The 19,954-nt window shown below is 38.1% G+C and carries 22 protein-coding genes; 5 read left to right on the top strand and 17 right to left on the bottom strand.

What is annotated here, in order from left to right:
* The first annotated feature begins 141 nt into the window (after positions 1–141).
* Entirely contained in the window at positions 142–633 is a 492-nt protein-coding gene (locus tag BLS33_RS18430) for a YciE/YciF ferroxidase family protein (protein ID WP_089893067.1), read from the top strand.
* Between the two features lie 201 nt (positions 634–834).
* On the opposite strand, the gene BLS33_RS18425 is transcribed toward BLS33_RS18430, so the two are convergent.
* The 8 genes from BLS33_RS18425 to BLS33_RS18395 form a co-directional block, all read right to left on the bottom strand.
* Positions 835–1,860, bottom strand: a complete 1,026-nt coding sequence (locus tag BLS33_RS18425) for a helix-turn-helix domain-containing protein (protein ID WP_089893064.1) — start codon at positions 1,858–1,860, stop codon at positions 835–837.
* A 37-nt stretch (positions 1,861–1,897) separates the two neighbouring features.
* The gene (locus tag BLS33_RS25440; RefSeq protein ID WP_143017642.1) at positions 1,898–2,044 is read right to left on the bottom strand and encodes a lmo0937 family membrane protein; all 147 of its coding nucleotides are present in this window, start codon (positions 2,042–2,044) and stop codon (positions 1,898–1,900) included.
* Between the two features lie 448 nt (positions 2,045–2,492).
* Positions 2,493–5,084 (bottom strand): ATP-binding protein, encoded by a 2,592-nt coding sequence (locus BLS33_RS18420; RefSeq protein ID WP_089893062.1) that lies wholly within the window; start codon positions 5,082–5,084, stop codon positions 2,493–2,495.
* A 6-nt stretch (positions 5,085–5,090) separates the two neighbouring features.
* Positions 5,091–5,555, bottom strand: coding sequence for a response regulator (locus BLS33_RS18415; RefSeq protein WP_089893059.1), 465 nt, complete (start codon positions 5,553–5,555; stop codon positions 5,091–5,093).
* Positions 5,552–6,112 carry a helix-turn-helix domain-containing protein gene (locus BLS33_RS18410; RefSeq protein WP_089893056.1) on the bottom strand — a complete coding sequence of 187 codons (561 nt, stop codon included), beginning with the start codon at positions 6,110–6,112 and terminating at the stop codon, positions 5,552–5,554. Before BLS33_RS18410 ends, BLS33_RS18415 begins: the two co-directional genes overlap by 4 nt.
* A gap of 337 nt (positions 6,113–6,449) precedes the next feature.
* Positions 6,450–6,794: a hypothetical protein gene (locus BLS33_RS18405; RefSeq protein WP_089893052.1), complete on the bottom strand. Its 345-nt coding sequence runs from the start codon at positions 6,792–6,794 to the stop codon at positions 6,450–6,452.
* A 99-nt stretch (positions 6,795–6,893) separates the two neighbouring features.
* Positions 6,894–7,088, bottom strand: a complete 195-nt coding sequence (locus BLS33_RS18400) for a hypothetical protein (RefSeq protein WP_089893050.1) — start codon at positions 7,086–7,088, stop codon at positions 6,894–6,896.
* Positions 7,089–7,108: 20 nt separating this feature from the next.
* On the bottom strand, positions 7,109–7,270 hold the full coding sequence (locus BLS33_RS18395) for a DUF1328 domain-containing protein (RefSeq protein ID WP_089893047.1): 162 nt from the start codon (positions 7,268–7,270) through the stop codon (positions 7,109–7,111).
* A gap of 277 nt (positions 7,271–7,547) precedes the next feature.
* Here BLS33_RS18395 and BLS33_RS18390 point away from each other — a divergent pair, with 277 nt between their 5' ends.
* Complete coding sequence (locus tag BLS33_RS18390; RefSeq protein WP_089893044.1) at positions 7,548–8,582, top strand: helix-turn-helix transcriptional regulator; 1,035 nt, start codon at positions 7,548–7,550, stop codon at positions 8,580–8,582.
* A gap of 194 nt (positions 8,583–8,776) precedes the next feature.
* On the opposite strand, the gene BLS33_RS18385 is transcribed toward BLS33_RS18390, so the two are convergent.
* Together BLS33_RS18385 and BLS33_RS18380 are read right to left on the bottom strand one after the other, a co-directional pair.
* Positions 8,777–9,226 (bottom strand): ferritin-like domain-containing protein, encoded by a 450-nt coding sequence (locus tag BLS33_RS18385; protein WP_089893041.1) that lies wholly within the window; start codon positions 9,224–9,226, stop codon positions 8,777–8,779.
* A 140-nt stretch (positions 9,227–9,366) separates the two neighbouring features.
* On the bottom strand, positions 9,367–10,449 hold the full coding sequence (locus BLS33_RS18380) for a DNA topoisomerase IB (protein ID WP_089893038.1): 1,083 nt from the start codon (positions 10,447–10,449) through the stop codon (positions 9,367–9,369).
* A gap of 291 nt (positions 10,450–10,740) precedes the next feature.
* Here BLS33_RS18380 and BLS33_RS18370 point away from each other — a divergent pair, with 291 nt between their 5' ends.
* A complete protein-coding gene (locus BLS33_RS18370) occupies positions 10,741–10,947 on the top strand; it encodes a hypothetical protein (protein ID WP_089893032.1) in 207 nt (68 codons plus the stop codon).
* A gap of 53 nt (positions 10,948–11,000) precedes the next feature.
* On the opposite strand, the gene BLS33_RS18365 is transcribed toward BLS33_RS18370, so the two are convergent.
* The 5 genes from BLS33_RS18365 to BLS33_RS18345 form a co-directional block, all read right to left on the bottom strand.
* Positions 11,001–11,912 carry a mechanosensitive ion channel family protein gene (locus BLS33_RS18365; RefSeq protein WP_089893030.1) on the bottom strand — a complete coding sequence of 304 codons (912 nt, stop codon included), beginning with the start codon at positions 11,910–11,912 and terminating at the stop codon, positions 11,001–11,003.
* 1 nt (position 11,913) lies between these two features.
* Positions 11,914–13,737, bottom strand: a complete 1,824-nt coding sequence (locus BLS33_RS18360; RefSeq protein ID WP_089893028.1) for an SLC13 family permease — start codon at positions 13,735–13,737, stop codon at positions 11,914–11,916.
* Positions 13,738–13,776: 39 nt separating this feature from the next.
* Positions 13,777–14,382 carry a nitroreductase family protein gene (locus BLS33_RS18355; protein WP_089893025.1) on the bottom strand — a complete coding sequence of 202 codons (606 nt, stop codon included), beginning with the start codon at positions 14,380–14,382 and terminating at the stop codon, positions 13,777–13,779.
* A gap of 182 nt (positions 14,383–14,564) precedes the next feature.
* Positions 14,565–15,596: an AI-2E family transporter gene (locus tag BLS33_RS18350; protein ID WP_089893022.1), complete on the bottom strand. Its 1,032-nt coding sequence runs from the start codon at positions 15,594–15,596 to the stop codon at positions 14,565–14,567.
* 20 nt (positions 15,597–15,616) lie between these two features.
* A complete protein-coding gene (locus BLS33_RS18345; RefSeq protein ID WP_089893019.1) occupies positions 15,617–15,856 on the bottom strand; it encodes a DUF7218 family protein in 240 nt (79 codons plus the stop codon).
* A gap of 264 nt (positions 15,857–16,120) precedes the next feature.
* Between BLS33_RS18345 and BLS33_RS18340 the strand changes: the two genes are divergently transcribed.
* Positions 16,121–16,306, top strand: a complete 186-nt coding sequence (locus tag BLS33_RS18340; RefSeq protein WP_089893017.1) for a CsbD family protein — start codon at positions 16,121–16,123, stop codon at positions 16,304–16,306.
* Between the two features lie 210 nt (positions 16,307–16,516).
* Here the strand turns inward: BLS33_RS18340 and BLS33_RS18335 are convergent, their stop codons facing one another.
* On the bottom strand, positions 16,517–17,443 hold the full coding sequence (locus BLS33_RS18335; RefSeq protein WP_089893014.1) for a YihY/virulence factor BrkB family protein: 927 nt from the start codon (positions 17,441–17,443) through the stop codon (positions 16,517–16,519).
* A 210-nt stretch (positions 17,444–17,653) separates the two neighbouring features.
* Here BLS33_RS18335 and BLS33_RS18330 point away from each other — a divergent pair, with 210 nt between their 5' ends.
* On the top strand, positions 17,654–19,120 hold the full coding sequence (locus tag BLS33_RS18330; RefSeq protein ID WP_089893011.1) for a sulfatase: 1,467 nt from the start codon (positions 17,654–17,656) through the stop codon (positions 19,118–19,120).
* Positions 19,121–19,177: 57 nt separating this feature from the next.
* Here BLS33_RS18330 and BLS33_RS18325 read toward each other — a convergent pair whose 3' ends face one another.
* Positions 19,178–19,933 carry a ThuA domain-containing protein gene (locus BLS33_RS18325; protein ID WP_089893008.1) on the bottom strand — a complete coding sequence of 252 codons (756 nt, stop codon included), beginning with the start codon at positions 19,931–19,933 and terminating at the stop codon, positions 19,178–19,180.
* Positions 19,934–19,954: the final 21 nt, after the last annotated feature.

Genomic DNA, 19,954 nt, shown 5'->3' with positions numbered 1-19,954 from the left:
ATTAAAAAGTGCATTACACTCACCCTCAGAGAACCAAATTATTTTAGGATCAATGTTTTAGCTTATCAAGGCAAGGCTTCCCCATTACACGACTTACCTTGATGTAAGTTTAGAATTAGCTAACAGTGAATAAAATTTACTATGAAAACATTGGAAGATTTATTTGAACATCAACTTCAAGATTTATATAGCGTCGAAACTCAATTGGTCACAGCCTTGTCGACCATGGCAAGAATGGCCAGTGACTATGAACTTAGAGCAGCTTTCAAAAATCATTTGCAAGAGACCAAGGTACAAAGGAGTCGTATGGGGTCAATTTTAAAGGAGTTGCATATTGTGCCTCAACAAACGGCCTCAAAGGCCATGGAGAGACTGATCAAAGAAGCGAAAACTTTTATTAGCCAAGCGGAAGATGACGAGGTGATAGACATTGGTTTGATTGCAGAGGCGCAACGGGTCGAGCACTATGAAATCTCAGGTTATGGAACCGCTGTTCGGTATGCCAAAGAATTGGGTTACAGAAATATAGCCAAAACTTTACAAGCCACCCTAAACGAAGAATACGACGCCGATAATAATATGGGAAAATTGGCCGAAGGTCGATTAACACGAAAAGCTATTAACGAAATTTGAACTCTTTATTTGAAATCTAACCTTTTCGTCAATTCTTTAAATAATACCCCAAATTCAGTTGCATTCAACCACAGATGACTGCCATGTTTCACTCGGTCCATAATGACTATCAACCATAATTCAATCCATAAATCCATTTAACAAAAAGCATAAAAAAACCAGCCTGATATAGGCTGGTTTCTAGGGGAACCTCAAAACTGATTACGCCATAACGGCTACTCTATTTTGATTGTCTTTATACTGCTTGGGACTACAGTTATACTTCTGTTTGAATATTTTCGAGAAATAGCTTCGACTTGTAAAACCAATGCTATAAACTACCTCTGAAATATTCAGGTCTGTATTCTTAATAAGTTCTTCCGACTTTTGAATTCGCACCTCCCTAATGTAATCTGTTACGGTACGATTGTGCATTAATTTGAATCCCTCTTGCAATTTTGAAGGGGAAAGGCCTGACATACGGCTCAATTTTTTGATGCACAGTTGAGTTTCGGGGTAGTTGCTAATAAATTTCGAGAGTTCCCTTACGGCATCCATTTCTTTTAGGCTCAAAGAACCGGTTTTATTGGCTTCACTTTCCAAATCATCAGAATGCTGTTGTATTTCTAGGGCCAAAATCATGTGCACGAACCCCTCTATCAAAAGACTTCTAACGATTCCTTTTTGTGAGATGGCATTCAGTTCTTCAAACTTCTCGGCAATTTTAAGATTGTATGACCCTATATATAGTGAATTTTCAGAAACATTATCTTTGAAAAAAAGTTCTTTCATCCTATAATTATAGGAATTCTTTTTGGTGGCGGCGGTGCCAGCAGTACTGACCACGATTAACGACGTTATAAGGTTAACATCTTTCTTGAAATATAAGACATTATCTTGGTGGGGCTCGTTTGTTAGGATTCCAGTTTGGAAAGTTTCCAACTCCCGTACTTCGCTAGATTGGCCAAAACTATGACCTACCTTTCCTTTTGAGCAGTACGCGAAACATATCGGAGAGTTTTCAGGTGTTTGTGTAATCAAGACAAAATCTTCGGAAAAAACCATATCGAACTCCAGATATGACAAACCACCTTTAAAGGTTTGTCCTTTAATTTTTCCGCATCCTATTTCATTATCTAAACTTAGAATATGTTCTTTTGAATCTACATTCAACTGGCCTCCCAAATTTTGCTGAAGTTGGTTAAACATATCTTTTATTTTCGCTGTTTCTAAAACTATTGATTTCATGGTGTTGTTTTTAAAAGTTAATATTTCTAAACTACATCTACCTGTTTCGAAGCACTTGCCAAATCGCTATGACGACCGCTACTGCCAGTAAAATATGAACCAGAATTCCCAAACTAAACAGGAAGAATCCTATTGCCCAACTAATCAAGCACAATACAATTATCAAATAAAAAATTCTAGACATTGGCTTGAATCGGCTTTAAATATTTATTACTAATGTTTCGGTTGATACCCGTGGGCCATTTGTTGATGATTTATCATTCTAAAAACTTGAAATGAAGATAGACACATCAACTTCGGCACAGATTTCCTTTTATTGATTCAAATGAATCATACGCAAATACTTTCTCAATTTTAACTTTAATAGATTTTTCATTTCCACATCTCTATTTTGGTGCACTTTATCCGATTATTTTGAACGTTCAACGGAGTTATTGAGATTAATACTGTAAAGATCGATAGGATGACCCCGTTTAATCTTACACAATTTTCGCATTGTGTTATAGAATTATTGTTTTCGGGTCAAAAAGCCGTTAAAATATTCTTAATCGAACTCGTTTATTGATCAGGAAGAGAAAGAAATGCTCAAAAGATGTAGTTGGAAGATGTAAATAGTCAATACTGTACGAAGGTTAATAACTGGGTAAATAGATGATAAATGCAGAACCCCTGCCAAGCTCACCGGTCGCATAAATAAAGCCGTGATGATTCTCAGCGATTTTTTTACATATGGCCAGACCGATACCCGTTCCCGAATATTCGGTTCTTTGATGCAGTCGCTGAAAGACTTCGAATATCTTTTCGGAATTTTCAGAGGAAAAGCCAATGCCATTGTCTAGAACGGTAATCTTGTGATAATGTTTATTAGATTTTATAAAATCTTGTGGTATTTGTTCGCGATGCACCTTTTCCCAATTCAGAACAATCTTTAAATCAACTTTAGTATCTCGATACTTTAATGCATTCGAAATTAAATTCGAGAACAACTGTTCCATTTGAAAAACAACCCCCCTTACAGTGGGTAGTTTTTCATAGATAATCTTTGCCTTTGTTTCTTTTATGGTAACGGCCAAATCATCTTCAACCTTTTCAATCACCAAATTCAAATCGACCATTTCAAAATCATCGTGGGTAACGTCTATTCTCGAATACGTCAATAAATTTCGTATAAGCGATTGCATACGGTTTGCTGCGTTATTCACCTTATCTAAATAGTTACGTGACTTTTCACGAAGCCTACCTCGATCTTCATCATCTATACGAGAAAGAAATAACTGTATTTTTCGCAGCGGTTCCTGTAAATCGTGGCTGGCCACTCGATTAAAAGATTCCAATTCTGCATTGTTACGTTTCAACTCAAAATTTCTTGCTCGCAAATCCTCATCAGCCTTCACCATGTTGGTGATATCTTGTACCACTCCCACTGATACCGGTCTACCGTTTCTTTTAATAAACCGACCCTCTAGATGCAGGTGCTTTACCTCCCCGGTCTTTGATACAATTCTATAATCATGTACTTCTGACTGTCCATTTTTAGTGGTTTGACGGCCCAAAGTATCATAAATATCCAAATCATCTGGGTGAACAAATTCACGATATCGATCAAAGGTGACTTCAAAAGAACCTGGTTCACAGCCCAAAATATTATAAAAATTATCAGATATATTTGCACTGCCGTCATCAAGGTACCACATATAACTACCTATGCTCGCAACACTTTCTGCATCTTTGAATATAGAGTTCTGTACCCGCAACCTTTCGTTTACTTCTTGAATCTTTCTTTTTGATTTTTTTTCTTTAGTAATATCCCTAGAAGTTACAGTAACACTATTATCACATTTTATAGCTGTACCATGAAACCACATTTTCTCCCCATTTCTTATATAGGAGGTTTCATAATCCATTTTTTTATCTTCCATATAACACGCCACCATTTTCTCGAAAACACCCGTACTAAATACCGTGGGCGTAACTTCGGAGACCCTTTTACCCAAAATATCGATGGGGCGCTTATTAAGTACGTCACGAATCTGTTCATTTATAAACAAAAATTCAAAATCAACAATAAATCCTGAATCATCCAATATCGGTTCAAAAGACATGATGACATTTTCGGTGCTTCGTAATATACCGGCCAAAAACGATTCGGTATCTTTTAATATTTGGTTTTGATTAACCAGTTCTTGATTCAGTGACCGTAACTTTTCTTCGGCTTGCTTCTCTATAGTTACATTTCTTGCAGTTTCCATTATTCCCTTAGAAACCGGGGTTACGATTGATTTAAACCACAGCTTATTGTCATTAACAGAAAGTTCCCTATCAAAACCTACTTTTGTTTGATCTTCGAAACTTCGTACCAAATCTTCAAACTCTCCATTCAGGGACAAATGGGGAAACACCTTAGTTACCAAATCGCCCATTATTTCTTCAGGTGGCAAGCCCAAATAATCTCTATTACATTCATTGGCGAACACAATTCGAAAATCGACAATATTCTCTGACCCATCGTATACCGGCTCGTAATAATTTACAATGTTATCGGTGCTTGCCAAAAGATTTCTCAGGAAGGCGTCAGATGCGCGAAGTTGTCTTTTGTTCGCATATATTTTACTGAAAGAAAGTCCAAAAACCACCAGGGCAAAAAATGCCATGAGTAGCGAGGTCAACGGTGTCAATGACCTTCTTGAAGCATAATCTACTTTTCTTTGAATCATGACCCGATGTTCTTCCAATAACATTTGGTCTTTAATTGCACGTACTTTTTCCAATATCTCCGAAACGGACATTAGTTGTTTGCGAATATCCTCTTGGGATAATTTTTTAGGTGCGTTGTTCTCGATATCGTTCAATGCGCCGTAAAAGGTCTCTTGCAACTGGCCGATACTGTCAAGTCTCTCTTTTTGAATCTTATTGTTTTCTAAGAGCGCGTGTAAATCGTTAAATGCCGTCGTACCCGCCAACTTATAGTCTTGCCATGATGAATTTGAAATCTCCTCTCCTAAAAGAACAGTCCTGAATTTCTCCGATTCCATTCGTGCATAAAGTGAAAATAACTTTTCAATAGCATTGTCTATCTCCAATGTCAAGGCTATGCCATCGGCAGATTGTTGAAGTCTTTTAATTTGTTTATACGTAATACTGGCCGTAAATAATAATATGGCCACTGCCACGATTAGCAGAATTACATAGGTTTTTGAGGAAGAAGTGACACGCTTAAAATCCATTCCATTCTATATACGGTATAAAAAATTGTCTCTGTTCAAATTCGATGTGTGGTATTGCCAATTAATTTGCAATACCTTTTCGATGGCCTCTCGTAATTTACTAAAATCATTAGGTTTGTTTATGTATATGTTGGCTCCATTAACAAAGGTTTGTTCAATATCTTTTTCTGAAGATGATGTTGAGTAGATGGCAACCGCCATTGTATTCAACAGGGGATTATTACGAATATCCATCAGACATTGCATTCCGTTCTTTATCGGCATATTTAGATCTAAAAACACCAAATTGGGCAACAAGATATTGGGTAGGGTAAGATAGTCCATAAGTTCTTGACCATTATTAAAAGTAGAAAGCTTGGTACGCATCTCTATTTCTTCAATAGCCTCTCTAAACAGCATTCTATCATCTTCATCATCGTCGGCAAGCGCTACGTTAAGAATTTTGACGTTCGTATTCGGGGTGTTATTCATGCGGGTCGTATGCTGTTTTGTTTCCGTTTTTCAATAATCTTTTGAAAAGCTGTTGGTGTTAATCCTGTTGTTTTTTTGAATTGACCCGACAGATGCGCTACACTACTATAATTCAATCGATATGCGATTTCGGTCAGCGTAAGATCGGTATTGGTTATCAATTCTTTGGCATGGTCAACTTTCCTCAGTATTATAAAATTTTCAATCGACGTATATGTGCTTTCCGAAAACAGGTTTGAAAGGTAGGTGTACGAATAGTTTAATTTATCAGCCAGGTAGGTGGAAATCTTTTGCAGTTTGGCCATATCATCTTCCAACATATCATCAATAGCATATTTGATGCGCTGCACCAAAGCCATTTTGGGATCGTCAATGATTTCTATACCGTATTTTTTCAGAGCCGCAATCAAAGCACTGCGTTGCTCGGCAGAAAGGTGTTCGTTGATTTCCAGTTCCCCTAAACTATGTATGTTAAATGGGATACCCAATTCTTCGAATTGTTCTTTTAAAACAGCTCGACAAATAAAATCAGAATCATATTTAATACATACCCTCATCACTCAATTTTAGGCCCATTTAAGGGTACTTTTGGAAAGATAGTGACAAATATGATATAAAATCTGAAATTATTGTAACAAATTACGTGCCTTTTTGACCACTATTGAACCTCTTATTGAACAGAAATAGCTTTGAATAACCGTCATGGCCCTTGCTATTTAGCGTCAACTTGAAAATTAAAGCTTCGTAGAATGAATTGGGGGCTCAGCAATACAGCCGCTTTTAGAAACCAAATTTGGGTGCCGTGCCATTTACCGACATGAATAGATACAATCGCGAATGGAAAAACAAGACTGTGAGTGCAAAATATTTGACGTTAGACAACATGTGCCCGAATTACTGGTGTTGTAGATTCAGATTGGCACTGTCGGAAATATTTTCATCCGGAATTTCATTAAAAAACGCTGCCGCTTCCGATTGCGCATTAGGGCCATACGCCTGTAAAAAGGTTCCTTTTTCTCCTGTCTTTGTCTCTAATACATACAAGATCGACATATCTGAAGGATTGCTCATGCCCTCGTATCGGTGCTCTGCAACAATATAAACTTCCTTGGGCGAAAATTCGGCTTTGCTTTCGGAAGCAACCAACTTCTCCGATTTAAAATAGAAGTTGGCCGAAAAGCCTTTTTCCTGATATTTTTCTATTAAATTTTTCTCGTGTTTTGGGAACTTATTCTCCATAGCAATTATTTTTCTAGTTCTAATTATAGTAAAAACGGACGCTCTCATTAAAAGAGGGCGTCCTCTTTACAATTTTATCTTTGTAACATTAGGCATAAATCAATTGTTATCGGTAGCATCATCGATTTCATCTTCGATTTCTTCGACGCCTTCTTCAATTTTATCTCCGGCATCATCCATGGCGTCTTCGATTTTGTCGCCAGCATCCTTTTTATCCTCTCTACAGCTTGTAAATGTAGAAAGCGACATCGATGTCATAAGTGCAAATAGAAATATGTATACAACTCGTTTCATTTTTATTTAATTTTAAGTTATTAAAGTTTTTTTCTTCCGGTAATCAATGATATCACCAACAACACCAGAAATATGTAAAATAGTATTTTAGCGATATCTGCGGCTCCCTCAGCAATTCCTCCAAAGCCAAAAATAGCGGCGATGATGGCTAATATGATAAATGTAACTGTCCAACGTAACATAATTTTCTTTTTTAAGTGGTTTATAATTTGTTGATTATCTATTATGATATACACCAAAGTTGATGTAATTCTGTAATACAGAATGATTACATCAAATCTTATGTTAACTCATTTGAATTTTTCTTGTGAGATAGTGAAAAATAGCCGTTCTTAACCTTGATAAGGAACCTACGTTCTTTATTTAAAAATGCGTATCATACTGTAATCGACTTTATCGCTTTAATCAAAACGCATCGCCCCCCTGGTGATATAATTAATTAAAACCGACCATCGACCAATGAGTCTTACTATAGCATTACACGATTCAAGTATCAAAGAAGCTATTCTAGATTTGGCCGAAAATTTCGGGTTCGACCCTGAAGTTTCCGAGAACGAATATTGTATTCGAATACCAGAAAATTTAGGTTCTGGGTTTATAAAAGGCACACAATTCACTCATGGTATCGGAGTATTAGAATTTAATTTTTTATTGAATGACCAACTGGTAATGGAATTTCAAAAAGGATTAATCCATCCGCTGAAATTACTGTTCAACCGAGAATCTACTATTTTACACAAATTTGAAGCGTCAGAAGAAGCACAAGAAATACATCGATTGGAAAGCGCAATATTATCAAGTACCCCTCAGAACAACCATATTTTCACTTTCCCGGCCAATGAGCCCATTTGCATTTATAGCTTGGAAATCGATAGAAAACTGTTCGAAGAAAAAATCAGCGAATTTTTGACCGACATGAATGATGATCTTATGACCTTATTCAGGGATTTAAACGGTACCCAGATTTTTTACCATAAAGAGTATTACAGCCTTGACATAGCAAAATTTCTAGAAGAGTTTACCGAATGTGAGCTTTTAGATTTTATGAAAGTGGTGTATCAAGAAGGGAAAACTTACGAAATATTATCACATCAATTGCAGCAGTACCTTGATGATCTTAATGGAACAGGAAACCATAAGATTACCCGAAAGGCTACGTTGGATAAAATCGAAAATGCAGCGGAAATCATTAAGTCGGAATTAGACCAGATGGACAATATCTTGACCATTGCAAAAAGAGTGGGACTGAACCAGAACACATTACAGCAAGGCTTCAAAAGGCTTTACAAAACTTCGGTCAATGAATATATTCGGAATTTTCGAATAGAAAAAGCAAAAGAACTGCTTGAGAATACCGACATGAACATTACCCAAATAAGTTATAAAATAGGAATCAATTCTAGAAGTTATTTCTCAAAGCTTTTTAAGAAACGATATGGCGTTTCCCCAAAGGAATACCATAATCAAATACGGAAAAGTTCTGAAGAGAAATAGCAGTTGAATTTTTAGGACAGCTCCACAAATTCAGGACTTTTTTAGTACGTAAAAAACTGTCGAAAAAGTCCTTTTAACCAAGAGTAATACTAAACTTGAATATCAAATGCCAACTGATTGTTTGGAAATTGTATAGACATTAGTTTTTAAGACTTTTTCGACAGTATCTTCAGATTTGATTGAAGTGGTTTATATTAAGAAATATCTTCCAACCGTTTAATGGTATTCAAGTCACTTGCAATCTGATTTCTTTGTTGTGCAAGTAAGGTGGCCGTACTCGGTGGTAGATTGATTTCCCTGAGCACATCGTCATATTCTTCTATGGCCGATTTTTCGCCAGCGATTGCTGCTGTCAACATTGACTCATCATTATCTGAACTGAAAAATGTTTCAATATCCATCCATGTACGATGCATTGCCCCGGCCATGCTGCCACCTTCTTCGATTTCTTGTCCGAAATTTTGAATTTCGTTTCGTAAAGCTTGTCCGAAGTTGCCTCTTTCGATAGACTTTCTTTTAAAATAGGCCTTTAAATCATAGCCCTTTGCATTCTCTGCAGCTTTCTTAAAACCTTTCTCGGCATCATAGGTTTTCTCTAGTAATGCATTCAGTTTTTCGCCAACTATTTCTGTATATGTACTCATCGTATTGTAGTATTAATTAGTGGTAATTTCTTTTAGGATGTTTACCGCTTTACATCACCGACTTCCGTAAAATTACAGTCACTTCAATCACCGGCTTTATTCTAATAATAAAATTATTGCTCCATTTGATTTACACACTGTCAAAGCTCAGGTACATATGATTGCATTAATTTAAGCATAGCGCGCTCTGTCGCAGAAAAATATTCTTCGGTGTTTGTATCGTTCTCAATTGATGAAAAGTAAGTTTCAATAGACCCATCTTTATATTTAGAAACCAAAAGGGGATGTACGTAATACTTTCGGCATACATTTCTAGTGTTACCGAGTGCGGCTGCGGCAGTATCGAAACCTATTAAGATATTTTTCTGGTTTTTTTCGGGATCTGGTTCAATTCCCATATCCATCAAAGTATCAAAAAATACAACCGATGCGGCCCATGTTCTGAAATCTTTGGCGGTAAAAAACTGACCGCTCAATTCATGTAAGTATTCATTGACCATTGAACTATTGAGCTGTTTCTTGTTGCCCTCGCTATCATAATATTGAAAGAGCTCCCAACCCGGTATCTCTTCACAACGACTGACCAACCGTATCAATTTTTTATTGCGCACTGTCACACTATGTTTTTTTCCCTTTTTCCCTACGAACTCGAACTTGAGTTTGTCTTTATGAACGTTTACATGCCTCTTTCGTAACGTTGATAGACCATACGACTTATTTCGCTTGGCGTACTGCATATTGCCTATTCGAATATGGGTTTCTTCCATTAGTCTAACAACAAGGGCAATTACTTTTGTGTTGAGCCAACCTTTTTGGTCCAGATCAGCGTCGACTTGTCTTCGGATTTTGGGTAAATGCTGACCGAACTGGGCCATTTTATAAAATTTTGTTTGATTGCGGATTTTCACCCAATTGGGATGGTAGCGATACTGTTTTCTACTTTTCGCATCTCTACCTACCGCCTGCAAGTGACCGCTGGCTAAATGGGTTATCCTCACTTTTTCCCAGGCAGGGGGAATAACAAGGCTTTCAATTCGTTGGAGTTGTTTTTTATCTTTGACCGCCTTATTTTTCAGTTTATAAACAAATTCTTCTCCATTTCGCAAACGACTTATAGACAGCTTTTTGTCATCTACATAAACAAGGTCTAGTTGTGCCAAAACACCCTCAGGTGAAGTCATCAACTGCCGAAGTAGTTTCGTCTGGGCTGCTTTTAAAGTCATTTTAAATGAGAATTAGGCTGGAGCTTTGAGTGCTTCAATAGTGAATAAAACTACGCTATGCAATCAGATAAACTGCGCTTAAAAAAAACCATAGTTAACGTGTTTGGGGTCATTTCGTTTTTTGTGTATAAATCAATTAAGCTACTATTTTTCTTAAATGGAACAGACGAATCGTATTTGCCAACTTATTTTGCAAGACTTATAGGAACGCGCATGATTCAAAATAAAAAAATTGAGATTTTGAATTAAGGCAGCAATAGAAAAATATATCAACTTAAAAAAAGGATTACTATGAACACTAAAAACAGTGATAAGAAAGAAACCGAATTGGATACCGAGTTTGTAAAGGAGGAAAATCAAAAAACGAGAAACTATATTTTTCAAAAAAACACGATTACGAAGTCAGGGGCACTTATTATCGCTATTTTATTGATTTTGGTAGTCATAGGTATCGTAGTTTCAGGCGTATTTTTTGAGGCCCCAACAGAAAACCCATAAGAAAGGTCTCTTCCTATGGGTCTTCCATAATAATTATATGCGTGTTACTTTATCTAAGATTCCTCGTTCTTGTCTTGGGTAACCAAGTTTAGGTTGTTCTTTCCAAAATCCAATGTTCTGATAGGGAAAGGAATATTGATACCTTTTGCATCGAAATGGCTCTTAATCAACTTTACCGCCTTGTGACGAGCCGCATGTTCTTGTTTACTTTTTACCATGTCAATCCAAAAACGCGTCATGAAATTAATTGAGCTATCTCCAAACTCCGTAAAAAAGAATTCAACTTCTTCCCCGTCTTTTTGATTGAAATTCTCTGCAATAACTTTTACTACCAAGTCTTCAACCTCTTGTAGGTTACTTTCATAACCTACCCCACAAGTGACGGAGATTCTACTTCTATCGCTAACCGAGTAATTCACAAAAGAGCCTTCAACAAATTTCGAATTCGGGACAATTACATAGTTATTATCGGGTCGTCGGATGACAATATTGCGAAGGCTTATTTCCGAGACAAAACCGGAAGTGCCCTCCGTCTCGATATAATCATCGATATTCAACCTTGGCATGAACGAAAGTATCAATCCGCCGAAAGTATTACTCAAGGTGCCCTGCAAGGCAAGGCCCACCGCCAAACCTATGACCCCTGCACCTGCCAAAATACTGGTAAGAACCTTATCGAGCTCTAGTACTCCCAAAGCTATAAAGAAGCCGATTAAAATTACAATTAGAAAAACGACTTTGGCTATTATATTTTGAATGGAAACCTGACTAATTCTATGGAGCAGCAATCTCCGTAATAGATTACGCACACCCCTTGCAATAAAATAGAAGAGCACCATCACCAAAATTGCCATGGCGATATTTGGGAGTTTAAGAATAATGGCATCCAACCACCCATCTAACTTATCCCATAATTTGCTAACGGAGTCTTCTACAGAAAATTTGCTTTGTAATATGATGCTCATGTTATAATAATTTAGTTAGAAGGAGTGTTCCCAATACCCAAAGAATCAAGGAAAGTACGCCCCCAATTAATAAAAAGTGTTTAAACTTATAATTTCCCAGCCCGTAAATCAATGCGTTTGTTTGATAGCCTACAGGCGTAAAAAAGCTAAAATTAGCTGCGAACATAACTGCTAATATAAAAGGTTTGAAATCGAGTTTCAAACCTTGTGCCACCGCAATGGCAATTGGTGTCATTATAATTGCGGTAGCATTATTGCTGACTACACCGCTCATGACCATAGTGATAAAAAACAGGGTACCGATTATTACAATGTTCGATTGGCCTTCTAAAAACCCAAGTAACTTTGAAGACACCCACATATCGGCGCCAGTATTGTGCATGGCAATACCTAAGGGAATCATACCCGCTAGCAGAAAGAATATTTGCCAATTGACTTTCTTATAAATTACGTTCAGATCGAGGTTATTGGTTAAAAGCAACAAACAAACCCCTGTCAATGCGCTCACCATAATCGAGATTACGCCCGTTGCCGCCAAAGCAATGACCAGTACCAGAACCGCCAGTGAAAAGTATCGCTTAAAAGGAGATTCTATATTGACCGTGTCAAACGATTGCAACAAAATTACATTTTCAATTGCTTCTAGAGAATGAAGATTTTGTCTTTCTACTTCGACCAACAAACGATCACCGGGTTTGAGTACCAATCGATTTGCGCTACTGCGCACCAATCTTTCACTAATATTGGTCAATGTTTTTCGTTTTTTGATCGCTATGGGTATGGCATCTTGCAGCATATACCGTCTTAGATTGCCAAGCGTCTTTCCTAAAAGGGAAGCCCCTGGTAACATGAGCAGTTCCACGAAAATACGTTCGTCCAATTCCGAAGGCTTCGATGTTGGGTCTTCCTTTGTATCATCTTTTTCCCTATCCCAATATTGATTTTCATTAATACCCAAGTTTTCAGATTCGTTCAGCCGTGATAAATTCTTCAAATCACACATGACCAACAACTCATCATTTGTTTTCAAGGTAATATATTTTCCCGGGGAATTGTGCACCCTATTATTTCGGGTCAATTTCAAAAGCGATATTTCGGAATGATTAAATAAAAAAGTCTCCTCAATTTTCTTACCCACCAACTGTGAACCTTCCTTAATCAAAATACTAGTGATATAATTTTTGATATCGTAATCTTCTTTAATGTTCTGGTTTTTCCCCCAAGGCAACCAGCGAAGTGCTAGGGTTAGATATACTATGGCCACTGAAAGAAAAACAAGGCCCAACATTGTAAATTCAAAGAAACCTAGCTTTTCGGCCCCTAAATCTTTTGCTACAGAGTTAACAAGCAAGTTGGTCGATGTACCCATTAAAGTGCAGGATCCACCAATTATACCCGCAAAAGAAATCGGCAGCAGTAATTTAGGTTGTGAGATATTGAATTTTTCCGATAATTGATTGATTATTTTAATAAAAACGATAACTACCGCTGTGGTGCTAATAAAAGCCGATATCCCGGCAGTAACCATCATAAAAACTGGGGCCATGAAATAAAGGGGGAGTGATTTTATTTTACCCATTCCAGAAGTTAGCCAATTGATAACCCCGTTCTCTTCCATGGCAATTGCCAACATCATTAGCGCCAAGACCGCTATTGTGGCATTATTGGAAAAACCGCTTATTGCCTCCTCTGGGGAAACCAACCCCAAAAGGGCCAACGATACAATTATAAAAAAAGCGACTTTGTCTACCGGAAATATTTCCAAAGCAAAGAGCACTACCGTAACTAGCAACACCAGAAATACCAGAATAATGTCTAATTCCATAGTCAGTCGAGTTCAAAGTTTGTCTCCTTCGAACGGATATCAGGTTTTCCAGCTATTTTCAAAGGCAAAACTCGTCTGTGCCATTCGTTCTCTCGTCGCTTTTTCCTTTTCGTGTAAATCGGCAGGTAATTGTTTCAATTCCCCTCCATAATAACCTAAGGCGATCGCCGTACATACATGATATTCTTTGGGAATATCAAACTCTTGATCTGCAACTTCACGATCAACCCCTGTGATATGATGCAGCGCAATACCTAAATACTGAGCTTGAACGGTCATATTTCCAATGCTCAACCCCAAATCGTACAGCGCTTGAAAATTTTCGCTTCCATTGTCCAATTTCTCCTTGTAAACACTAAATAATAGCATTGGTGCCAAAGGCGCCCATTTTTGGTTGTCCTCACTGAGGCACGCTATAATTTTCCCGTGAGCGTCTGACCCCCTTTTGGCATAAATAAAACGCCAAGGCTGTGTGTTTTCAGAACTGGCCGACCAACGTACGGCTTCGAAAAGTTGTTTTAGATGTTCTTTTTTTATAGGCTCGTCTTTGAATGTTCTTGGACTGTAACGTTGTTTCAGTAAGGCAAAAATTTCGTGCTGCGTATCCGCAATTTTGCTTAGCCGAATTTGTTCTTTTTCTGTCATTATTTCTTTTTTCGCAAGGCTTTTTAGCAGTACATTTTAAAAAGCTAAAGGTTTGGAATTCTACGAACGATATTACATATTGTTTAAACCATTGGTTGACCCAAAACCTTTTTATATTAATGCGTTTGCAATGACATTTGGAACAAGAGACAAGAAATGAAGTAGTGGTAGTTTAGGAAAAGTTAGAGTCGTTCTTCGTCGACAGCATCTCTTTTCCCATATTCACTTTTATAAATTTTTACAACGACAAGAAATAGACTTATCAGCAAGGGGCCAAAAATCAGCCCAATAAAACCAAATATGGGCACGCCTACAACTACTCCGATTACAGTAATCAAGGGGTGAACATTATCCAATCTTCTCAATGCGTACATTCTAAAAACATTATCTGTAGAACCAACGACTAAAAGACCATAGAGTAAGATACCCCAAGCTTGAAAAACATCTCCATTAGAAATTGTCAGTATAAATACGGGAATAATACCCAGCATGGCTCCAACCAAGGGCACCATAGAGCCAATAGTTACAATAACGGCCCAGAAAAAAGGTTCTTTGACCCCGAAAATGAGAAAACCTATCAGACCTACAACTCCCTGTGCTATAGCGACCAAAGGTATTCCAAGGGCGTTGGAGCGAACCATGGCCCGTATTTCCTTCCCAATTATTTCCAAATTGTTTTTACCTACCGGAATGTACTCGAACAAAGATTCACGTAACTGTCGACGGTTCGTTAGCATATAGTACAACATGAAATACATGATACCTATGGCTATAAAGGTATTGAATGTTCCCCCTGCCAAACTTTGCAAATTTGTGGAAAGCCAAGAAGATATCCCTGAAACATCGATTTGCGAAGAAAGGTCATAACCGAGACGTTCTTCCCAAGTTCCCAACTGTTGCTTTACCGCCTCGACGACCCGCTCCGAATTATCGACCGCTTCCCCTACTTTATTACCCAATAAGAGTACAACACTTGCTACAGGCACCAATATGCAAACAAAGGAAAGTAGTAACAAAAGGGCCGCTGCAACATTGGAGTTCCAACCTTTTTTGACCAATTTTGACATGGGCCTCCGTAAAAGCACATAAATAGTTACTGCGCCAAGAACACCCGAAAGATAGGGTAGCATAGCATGGAATATCAAGCCGCCCAATATTACAATCAGTAGTAATACAAAAATTTGTCTTATTACATTTGAATCTATAAACTTCATAATGTCAAGTTCTATCTAATTTAATTATTTCTCAAGGCTTCCATCAGTTCGCTCTTATTCATTTTAGAACGACCTTCTAAACCCACGTTCTTGGCTTGACTATAAAGTTCACTCTTTGTCCATTCTTCATAAGGCTTTGCTTTGCCGCCCCTTTCCCCTGATTCAGGAGTGTTGGCAATACGTGCTGCCTTTTGCTTGCTATATCCTTTGTCACGCAGTGCCTCATATTGTGCCTCGTTTTTTATACTTGAATTTGGCATTATCAGATAATTTAATTAAAAAATCGGTTATAACTAAAATACATTAAAATAAGCATCAAAGTTTATTAAATATCCGCAGAGCCCTTTAATCCATTCAATCCTATTATTATCCCAAAAGGTAGGTATAAACCCACTCTTTGGCCAACTGTTTTACCCTAATTTGTTCACGTCAAAAATTCGTTTGAAACAGTCAATTTTGATTCTAAAATGTACATACTTTAGAGGAAGTAATTAATAATTTATTAACCCAAAATATTAGAAACTATGAATAGTGATCAGTTAGAAGGCAAATGGAAACAAATTAAAGGTAAGTTCAAACAGAAATATGGAGATGTTACCGATAACGACGTCACCTTTGCCGAAGGAAAGTTTGACGAAATGTTAGGTAAACTCCAGGAAAAAACTGGAAAAAAGAAAGAGGAAATTAAAAGGGAGATTGAAGAGTGGTAGAAACCATTTTTTGATTGGTGTTGGATAAAGTCCCTAGCTTCGGCTGGGGACTTTTTTTGTATGACCGCTATACCGATACGTTTCCTTTTCCTGATTTATTTATAAAAAAAAGGTATCAATTTTAGAATTTTTATGCATTTGGAAATATAGCTTCCAGAGCAGTCCTTTTTATATTCTTATTCCTTCAGGTGGGTGCTTTCGGAGTATACCCTAAACCTTCGCATCCCCTTTTTTGACTTCTATTTTCTCTGCAATGTCGCTTGGTTCAATACCAAGTCCATATCTTTTTGCATAAACAAAAGTGAATTCGGCACCAAAAAACAATATCAAACACGAATATGAAACCCAAAGGAGTACTAAAACAATGGTTCCTGCGGCGCCATAAGTAGACCCGGGATTGGCTTCCCCAAAATATACGCCTAATAAAGATTTTCCGAGGACAAAAAGTATTGACGTAATGAGTGAGCCGATCCAAACGGTTTTCCATCGTATCTTCGCATCGGGCAAGTACCTGAAAATCAGTGCAAAAAGAACTGTTATAATGCCTATTGACACCGCTATATCAATTATATAGGCGATATATACAATAACATCGGGCAGAATACTTCGAATGTAATTGTTCAAGACAGAGATGGCAGTTGTAATCAAAAAACTTACTAGCAACAGAAAACCTATAACTAATATAAATGCAAAACTTCGCGCCCTATCAAAAAACATCTTCTTTATACTGGCGTTGGAACCGGCTTTGATTTCCCATATTTGATTAAGTGACAATTGTAAATGATAAAAGACGCCGGTAGCTCCGAAGACTAAGGTACCAATACCCAAAATTGTGGCCATAGTGCTTTTGTCATGATTTTGGGTTTCTATCATCATAGATTGAATGGCATCAGCGGCGTCCCTTCCCAAGGCTCCTGAAATCTCACTGGTCAATTGACCTTGAACGATTTCAACTCCCCATACCGAACCCACAAGATTGATAATGATTACCAAAAGCCCCGGTAGCGAGAGTACGGCGTAATAAGCTACAACCGCACTGAGTCGAAACGGATTATCGGAATCCCAGGCCTTATAAGTTTCAACCAGTAAAGAAGGAAAATCGGAAAACTTGAATTTAGATCGGGCATTACCCTTCATAACCACAGATTTTGGTTAAATGTACGGGTCCCCTGGCATTATATTAATCGTATTGCGATAATTATTGTTCGTAATCACTGGAGTACCCCTTATCGGACTTTAGAATTCTAAAGCAATACGTAAATTTAGTTTAGGACTCTAAAGGAAATTCCTAAAAATCACCGAATTGCGTTTTTTAAAAAGGGTTATCTTACAGCTCAAACAGCGGCCATGATATTTGATTTAAACAGAAAATTACAATTAATCTCGTTATCCTTGGTTTGTGCCATCTTATTGCCAGGATGCCAAACTCCTATAGAAAATCGACCAAATATTCTATTCATTGCCGTTGACGACCTTGCTTCAAAAGTGAATAGTTACGGGAATCCTTTGGCTAAGACACCGAACTTTGACCGATTGGCTGCAATGGGTGTTCAATTCAATAATGCGTATTGCCAACTTCCTTTGTGTAACCCGACACGAGCCTCGGTGCTCACGGGGTTGCGCCCTGATGTAATCAAAGTATATGATTTAGACCGTCATTTTCGAGACGAAGTACCTGATGTAGTTACCCTTCCCCAGCTTTTCCGTCAAAACGGATGGTGGGCAGGAAGAGTTGGCAAACTCTACCATTACAATGTACCCGCAGGTATTGGCACAAATGGTTTGGACGACCCCCAATCATGGGACGAAGTCTTTAACCCCAAGGGTCGAGATACGGAAGAAGAAAACCTAATTACCAATGCCGAACCCCATAAAAAGATAAGTGCAGCGCTCAGCTGGTTAAAGGCAGATGGAAAAGATGGGGAACAAACCGACGGTATGACCGCTGATATCGCGATTGAATTCCTCAAAAAAAAGAAAGATAACCCCTTTTTTCTGGGTGTCGGATTTTTTAGACCACACACACCCTACGTTGCTCCAAAACATTATTTCGACCTATACCCTATCGATTCATTACAATTGCCCGCTTTTCCCGCCGATGACCGCCATGATATTCCGGCCGCTGCTTTTGCACATAATAATCCTATTTCAAATTACGGATTAAGCGAAGCCGTCTGCTTGGAAGCCATGCAAGCCTATTATGCCAGTGTCTCTTTTGTCGATGCACAGATAGGAAAAATTTTAGATGCACTCACCGAACAAGGACTTGCCGATAATACCATCATAGTTTTATGGAGCGATCACGGCTATCATCTCGGGGAGCATAACGGGATATGGCAGAAACGTACCCTATTCGAAGAATCGGCGAATGCACCATTGATCATATACAATCCCAATGCTAAAGGTAACGGTATAAAAAGTGACCAAATTGTAGAATTCGTCGATATCTATCCTACCATTGCGGCACTCTGCAATTTGCCGATTCCCGGGGAACAAGATGGGCGAAGTTTGGTTCCCTTACTCGAAAATCCGAAGCAAAAATGGGAAGGAACAGCATTTACCCAAATACTAAGACCTGGTGATGATGAACCTTTTACAGGAAGAAGTCTGAGAACCGATAGATGGCGTTATACAGATTGGAACAAAGGTGAACTTGGAACCGAGCTGTACGATCATTCTACGGATCCGGAAGAATTTAATAACCTTGCTTCAAACCCTGATTATACCGAAGTCATCCACGAATTAAAGACAACCTTAACTGAAAAAATAAAAGGTGACGTACCGACATCACCTTTTAATACGGATCGATTGTAAAATACAAAAATGATTTGTGCTGCTTGAAAAGTAAGGTTTAATCATTGCCCATCACTCCTATTTAACCCAGTCCAAACTATTTTTAAGGAGGGTTTGATAGGCTTTAAGTCCATGTGCTCTTTCGTCATGCCCTAGGGTATTTCCGATTATTTTTGCTTTGGGGTGTTTTACAATCCATACTACAGGAAACTCTTCTCCCGACTCAATTCCTTTGCCAATGGCCAGCACTTCAATTTCCGTACCCTGGGAATCTTTTTCCCAACGGTACAATTCATCGACGATTCTAAAATTGGCGGGAACACCTTTCATTATGGGATGGTCGGGCTTCGTTACAATGACTTCAAATTCCTGTAGCTTTTCATGCGACCGAGAACCTCCGCCAACCAATTGCTTGTTGTATTCGGGCCAATCTTCCCAATTATACCAGGTACTTGGGTGATAAATCAGCATGTTCAATTTTCCGTTGTTTACTTGGGTGAAAATGGCATTTTTTGCTGTAGCGTCCAAGGGCTGGTTATTGGTCAGCATCAAAACATCTACTGCCGGCACCAATGCCCCCATCTCTCCAACATCTTCGGTATAGATAACCGTATTGCTTCCGTTTTGACTCATAATTTCTCCATCGGCCATACCGAAGAATTTCAGAAAATCATGTGAACCACCACCACCTGTTACGGCAATTTTTACGGCATTCTTTTTAGTGGAAACAAAATGTCCGGCTGATGTATCCGTTTTATAAGCCATCGGTAATTTTTGGGTCTTGCAACCAATTGCCATCCCCCATACCAATAATACAATCGTTAATTTCTTCATTTTATACTTATTAACTGTTCA

The sequence above is a fragment of the Kriegella aquimaris genome (genome assembly GCF_900103215.1).
GTDB lineage: Bacteria > Bacteroidota > Bacteroidia > Flavobacteriales > Flavobacteriaceae > Kriegella > Kriegella aquimaris.
The sequence above is the reverse complement of the archived record's forward strand: the minus strand, read 5'-3'. Positions and strand labels throughout refer to the sequence as shown.

What these genes read in the sequence shown, in the direction of transcription:
- BLS33_RS18430 (WP_089893067.1), top strand. Translation starts at nt 142, where the DNA reads ATGAAAACATTGGAAGATTTATTTGAACATCAACTTCAAGATTTATAT.
- BLS33_RS18425 (WP_089893064.1), bottom strand. Translation starts at nt 1,860, where the DNA reads ATGAAATCAATAGTTTTAGAAACAGCGAAAATAAAAGATATGTTTAAC.
- BLS33_RS25440 (WP_143017642.1), bottom strand. Translation starts at nt 2,044, where the DNA reads ATGTCTAGAATTTTTTATTTGATAATTGTATTGTGCTTGATTAGTTGG.
- BLS33_RS18420 (WP_089893062.1), bottom strand. Translation starts at nt 5,084, where the DNA reads ATGGATTTTAAGCGTGTCACTTCTTCCTCAAAAACCTATGTAATTCTG.
- BLS33_RS18415 (WP_089893059.1), bottom strand. Translation starts at nt 5,555, where the DNA reads ATGAATAACACCCCGAATACGAACGTCAAAATTCTTAACGTAGCGCTT.
- BLS33_RS18410 (WP_089893056.1), bottom strand. Translation starts at nt 6,112, where the DNA reads ATGAGGGTATGTATTAAATATGATTCTGATTTTATTTGTCGAGCTGTT.
- BLS33_RS18405 (WP_089893052.1), bottom strand. Translation starts at nt 6,794, where the DNA reads ATGGAGAATAAGTTCCCAAAACACGAGAAAAATTTAATAGAAAAATAT.
- BLS33_RS18400 (WP_089893050.1), bottom strand. Translation starts at nt 7,088, where the DNA reads ATGAAACGAGTTGTATACATATTTCTATTTGCACTTATGACATCGATG.
- BLS33_RS18395 (WP_089893047.1), bottom strand. Translation starts at nt 7,270, where the DNA reads ATGTTACGTTGGACAGTTACATTTATCATATTAGCCATCATCGCCGCT.
- BLS33_RS18390 (WP_089893044.1), top strand. Translation starts at nt 7,548, where the DNA reads ATGAGTCTTACTATAGCATTACACGATTCAAGTATCAAAGAAGCTATT.
- BLS33_RS18385 (WP_089893041.1), bottom strand. Translation starts at nt 9,226, where the DNA reads ATGAGTACATATACAGAAATAGTTGGCGAAAAACTGAATGCATTACTA.
- BLS33_RS18380 (WP_089893038.1), bottom strand. Translation starts at nt 10,449, where the DNA reads ATGACTTTAAAAGCAGCCCAGACGAAACTACTTCGGCAGTTGATGACT.
- BLS33_RS18370 (WP_089893032.1), top strand. Translation starts at nt 10,741, where the DNA reads ATGAACACTAAAAACAGTGATAAGAAAGAAACCGAATTGGATACCGAG.
- BLS33_RS18365 (WP_089893030.1), bottom strand. Translation starts at nt 11,912, where the DNA reads ATGAGCATCATATTACAAAGCAAATTTTCTGTAGAAGACTCCGTTAGC.
- BLS33_RS18360 (WP_089893028.1), bottom strand. Translation starts at nt 13,737, where the DNA reads ATGGAATTAGACATTATTCTGGTATTTCTGGTGTTGCTAGTTACGGTA.
- BLS33_RS18355 (WP_089893025.1), bottom strand. Translation starts at nt 14,382, where the DNA reads ATGACAGAAAAAGAACAAATTCGGCTAAGCAAAATTGCGGATACGCAG.
- BLS33_RS18350 (WP_089893022.1), bottom strand. Translation starts at nt 15,596, where the DNA reads ATGAAGTTTATAGATTCAAATGTAATAAGACAAATTTTTGTATTACTA.
- BLS33_RS18345 (WP_089893019.1), bottom strand. Translation starts at nt 15,856, where the DNA reads ATGCCAAATTCAAGTATAAAAAACGAGGCACAATATGAGGCACTGCGT.
- BLS33_RS18340 (WP_089893017.1), top strand. Translation starts at nt 16,121, where the DNA reads ATGAATAGTGATCAGTTAGAAGGCAAATGGAAACAAATTAAAGGTAAG.
- BLS33_RS18335 (WP_089893014.1), bottom strand. Translation starts at nt 17,443, where the DNA reads ATGAAGGGTAATGCCCGATCTAAATTCAAGTTTTCCGATTTTCCTTCT.
- BLS33_RS18330 (WP_089893011.1), top strand. Translation starts at nt 17,654, where the DNA reads ATGATATTTGATTTAAACAGAAAATTACAATTAATCTCGTTATCCTTG.
- BLS33_RS18325 (WP_089893008.1), bottom strand. Translation starts at nt 19,933, where the DNA reads ATGAAGAAATTAACGATTGTATTATTGGTATGGGGGATGGCAATTGGT.